This window comes from Inquilinus sp., from assembly GCF_057815775.1.
The window spans coordinates 1-3,349 of the sequence record NZ_JBYRFX010000344.1; the positions used below are offsets into that span (position 1 = coordinate 1).

At 70.9% G+C, this 3,349-nt stretch carries 4 protein-coding genes and 1 pseudogene; 3 read left to right on the forward strand and 2 right to left on the reverse strand.

Annotated elements, in window-relative coordinates; all coding sequences use genetic code 11:
* From AC3XYG_RS12245 to AC3XYG_RS12255, 3 genes and pseudogenes are all read left to right on the forward strand, one after another.
* Positions 1–214, forward strand: a pseudogene (locus AC3XYG_RS12245) (histidine ammonia-lyase); the annotation flags it as partial.
* Entirely contained in the window at positions 214–1,002 is a 789-nt protein-coding gene (gene hutG, locus AC3XYG_RS12250) for an N-formylglutamate deformylase (RefSeq protein ID WP_489140113.1), read from the forward strand. The pseudogene AC3XYG_RS12245 and the gene hutG, both read left to right, overlap by 1 nt.
* An 8-nt stretch (positions 1,003–1,010) precedes the next feature.
* Complete coding sequence (locus AC3XYG_RS12255; RefSeq protein WP_489140114.1) at positions 1,011–1,844, forward strand: aminoglycoside phosphotransferase family protein; 834 nt, start codon at positions 1,011–1,013, stop codon at positions 1,842–1,844.
* Here the strand turns inward: AC3XYG_RS12255 and AC3XYG_RS12260 are convergent, their stop codons facing one another.
* Together AC3XYG_RS12260 and AC3XYG_RS12265 are read right to left on the reverse strand one after the other, a co-directional pair.
* A complete protein-coding gene (locus AC3XYG_RS12260; protein ID WP_489140115.1) occupies positions 1,845–2,774 on the reverse strand; it encodes an NADP-dependent oxidoreductase in 930 nt (309 codons plus the stop codon).
* Positions 2,771–3,241, reverse strand: a complete 471-nt coding sequence (locus tag AC3XYG_RS12265; protein ID WP_489140116.1) for an ester cyclase — start codon at positions 3,239–3,241, stop codon at positions 2,771–2,773. The genes AC3XYG_RS12260 and AC3XYG_RS12265 overlap by 4 nt, the downstream gene beginning before the upstream one ends.
* Positions 3,242–3,349 lie beyond the last annotated feature (108 nt).

A 3,349-nucleotide genomic window follows, 5' to 3' on the forward strand; every position in this document is an offset into this window, starting at 1 on the left:
GGCTGCGGCGCAGGGCATCGACTTCCACCGCCCGCTGCGCAGCGCCGAACGGATCGAGGCGGCGGTCGCCGCGATCCGGGCCAAGGTGCGGAAATGGGACGAGGACCGCTTCTTCGCCCCCGACATCGAGGCGGCGAAGCAACTGGTCCAGGCCGGCACCTTCCTGGCCGATGCCGCCGGGCTGCTGCCGAGCACCGCGAAGGGCGCCGCGTGATGGACGCATTCCGTCTGCATCGGGGCACCGCCCCCCTGCTGCTGAGCATCCCGCATGTCGGCACCGGCGTGCCGGATGCGATCCGGCAGCGCTTCACGCCGGAAGGGCAGCTGCTGCGCGACACCGACTGGCATCTCGACCGTCTCTACGGTTTCGCCGAAGGGCTCGGCGTCAGCATCATCCAGGCGGAGCAGTCGCGCTATGTCGTCGACCTGAACCGCCCGGCGGATGACGAGAGCCTGTATCCCGGCCAGGCCACCACCGGCCTGTGCTCGACCATCGACTTCGACGGCAGGCCGCTGTACCAGCCCGGGGCCGAGCCGGCTGCCGCCGACATCGCCCGGCGGGTCGAGACGGTGTGGCAGCCCTATCACGCCGCCCTGGCGGCGGAGCTGGAGCGCATCAAGGCGCAGCATGGCTACGCCCTGCTGTACGACGCGCATTCGATCCGGTCGCGCGTGCCGCGGCTGTTCGACGGGCTGCTGCCGGACCTCAACCTGGGCAGCAACGCCGGCGCGTCGGCGGCGCCGGGGCTGAAGGACCGGGTGGCGGAGATCTGCCGCACGGCCGAGGGCTTCACCCATGTGATCGACGGCCGGTTCAAGGGTGGCTACATCACCCGCCATTACGGCCAGCCGCAGCAGGGCGTCCACGCCCTGCAGATGGAGCTGGCCGAGCGCCACTACATGGATGAAGACCCGCCCTTCACCTATCAGGCGGAGCGGGCCAAGCCGCTGCAGGCGGTGCTGCGCCGGGTGCTGGAGGCGATGCTGGCCTGGACGCCGTGAGCAATGCGATGACACCGGTCGAGCTGTGGCTCGACCGCTGGGATTTGGAGGCCGACGGCGAGGCGATCGAGCGCACCGGCGCCCATGTCGCCTTCGTCCGCCGCGGCCTGTACCACGCCGTGCTGAAAGTGCTGAAGCCCGGCAGCGACGAGGGCCTGGCCCCGGCGATGCTGGCGCATTACCGCGGCCGCAGCGCCGTCCGCGTGCTGGGCCATGAGCAGAACGCCGTGTTGCTGGAGCGCGCCCTGCCGGGGACGGAGCTGACCGAGACCGTGCTGGCCGGCCGGGACGACGAGGCCGTGCGCATCCTGTGCGGCGTGATCGCCGATCTGCACCAGGACGATCCGCCGCCCGGCCCCTGGCCGACGGTGGATGATTGGGGCCGCGCCTTCGCCCGCTATCGCGCCGGCGAACCGCATGCCGAGATCCCGCCCGAGCTGCTCGACCGCGCCGAGGCGGAATTCATGGACCTGTGCGCCAGCCAGGGCCGGCGCTTCCTGCTGCATGGCGATCTGCACCACGAGAATGTGCTGGATGGCGGCGACCGCGGCTGGCTGGTGATCGACCCAAAGGGCGTGATCGGCGAGCTGGCCTATGAGACCGGCGCCAGCCTGCGCAACCCCGGCCAGGCCCGCGGCCTCTACAACGACCCGCGCACCATCGCCCGTCGGGCGCGGATCTTCGCCGAAACGCTGGACCTGCCCGAAGACCGCATCCTGCGCTGGGCCTTCGCCCAGGCCGTCCTCTCCGCCCTCTGGCATGTCGAGGACGAAGACGGTGACGAGGATGTCGCCGCAGCGATCGAGACCGCCGCGGCGATGCACGGCCTGCTACCCGCCTGATCAGGCGGGCCTGATCAGCACCTTCCCCCGGGCACGACCCGACGCGACATGGTCGAGCGCTGTGGCCAGCTCGCCGAGGGGAAGCTCGCGATCCACCACCACCGTCAACGACCCCGCATCGCACAGCCCGACGATCAGGCCGAGGCGGGTGGCATCGGTGTGGTGGAACACAAAGGCGGCCGAGACGCCATGCGCCTGTGCCAGCGCCTCATCCGGCGGCGAGACGATGCTGGCCAGCACGCCGCCCGGCCGCAGCACGGCGAAGGAGCGTTGCTGGGTTTCGCCGCCGATGGTGTCCAGCACGACATCGACATCGCGGACCAGCGCAGCAAAATCCTCGCTCCGGTAATCGATGGCCTGGCCGGCGCCGAGCTGGCGCAGCAGGCCGGCATTGGCCGCGGATGCGGTGGCGACGACCCTGGCGCCGGCAATCCGCGCCAGCTGCACCGCGGCGCTGCCGACGCCGCCGGCCCCGGCATGGATCAGCACGGTCTGGCCGGCCTTAAGATGGGCGGTTTCGAACAGTGCCTGCCAGGCCGTCCCCGCCGTCGTGGGCAGGCCGGCCGCCACGGTCAGCTCCAGGGTCACCGGGGCCGCCGCGATCCGTGCCGCAGGCACGACGGCGAATTCGGCGAAGGCGCCGCCGCGCACCGGATCCGGCCGGGCGATCACCCGGTCGCCCGGACGCCAGCGCGCCGCCAGCGGCCCGGCCTGCTCCACGGTGCCCGCAAGGTCGGTGCCCAGCACATAGGGGAAGGCCAGTGGGAAATAGGCGTCGAGCCCGCCGCCGATCAGCTTGAGGTCCAGCGGATTGACGCTGGCCGCCGCCACCCGGATCAGCACCTCGTCCGGCCCGATCTCCGGCACCGGCACCTCCTCGATCACAGCGCTGTCGAGGTCGCCATAGGCGTGGATGCGGGCCGCCTTCATCGCCCCGACTCCGCCGCGGCCGGGGCCGGCGGCCAGGCGCCGACCTGATGCAGCATTCCGAACCAGTCTTCGAGATGCCATGTGTGGCTGATCCGGCCATTCCTGAGATGGTGGAATTCGTGCAGCGCCAGCCGCACGGGCCGGCCGGTCGGCGCGATGCCGAACCATTCGCCGCGGTGCGTCCCGGTGATCAGCGCCCGCACCCCGACCCGGCCGTCATGACCGAAGATGTCCTCGATCGTGACGTCGAGATCCGGAAAGGCCTGCAGGAAGGCGCGGACCATCGGCTTCAGCCCCTCCGGCCCAGGCCCCTGGCCCGGCGCCGGCGGAATGTCCAGCCAGTCCGGAGTGACCGCCTCGTCCAGCAGGTCGGGGTCATGATCGGCGAAGGCGCGGTACAAGGTCTCGACCGCGTGCCGGTCCGCCGCCGTCAGCCCGTCTGCCGGGCGGCTCTGGTCGTGGTTCATCTTGCGTCCATTCTCGCTCTGATTTGGCCGGGCGATCCCGGCGAGCAAGAGTTGGGAGGCAGACGATCATATTTGAAATCGATGATCCTGATATGAGATCATCCACAC

Excerpts from the sequence above, each read along its gene's own strand:
- hutG (WP_489140113.1), top strand. The coding sequence starts at position 214 with ATGGACGCATTCCGTCTGCATCGGGGCACCGCCCCCCTGCTGCTGAGC.
- AC3XYG_RS12255 (WP_489140114.1), top strand. The coding sequence starts at position 1,011 with ATGACACCGGTCGAGCTGTGGCTCGACCGCTGGGATTTGGAGGCCGAC.
- AC3XYG_RS12260 (WP_489140115.1), bottom strand. The coding sequence starts at position 2,774 with ATGAAGGCGGCCCGCATCCACGCCTATGGCGACCTCGACAGCGCTGTG.
- AC3XYG_RS12265 (WP_489140116.1), bottom strand. The coding sequence starts at position 3,241 with ATGAACCACGACCAGAGCCGCCCGGCAGACGGGCTGACGGCGGCGGAC.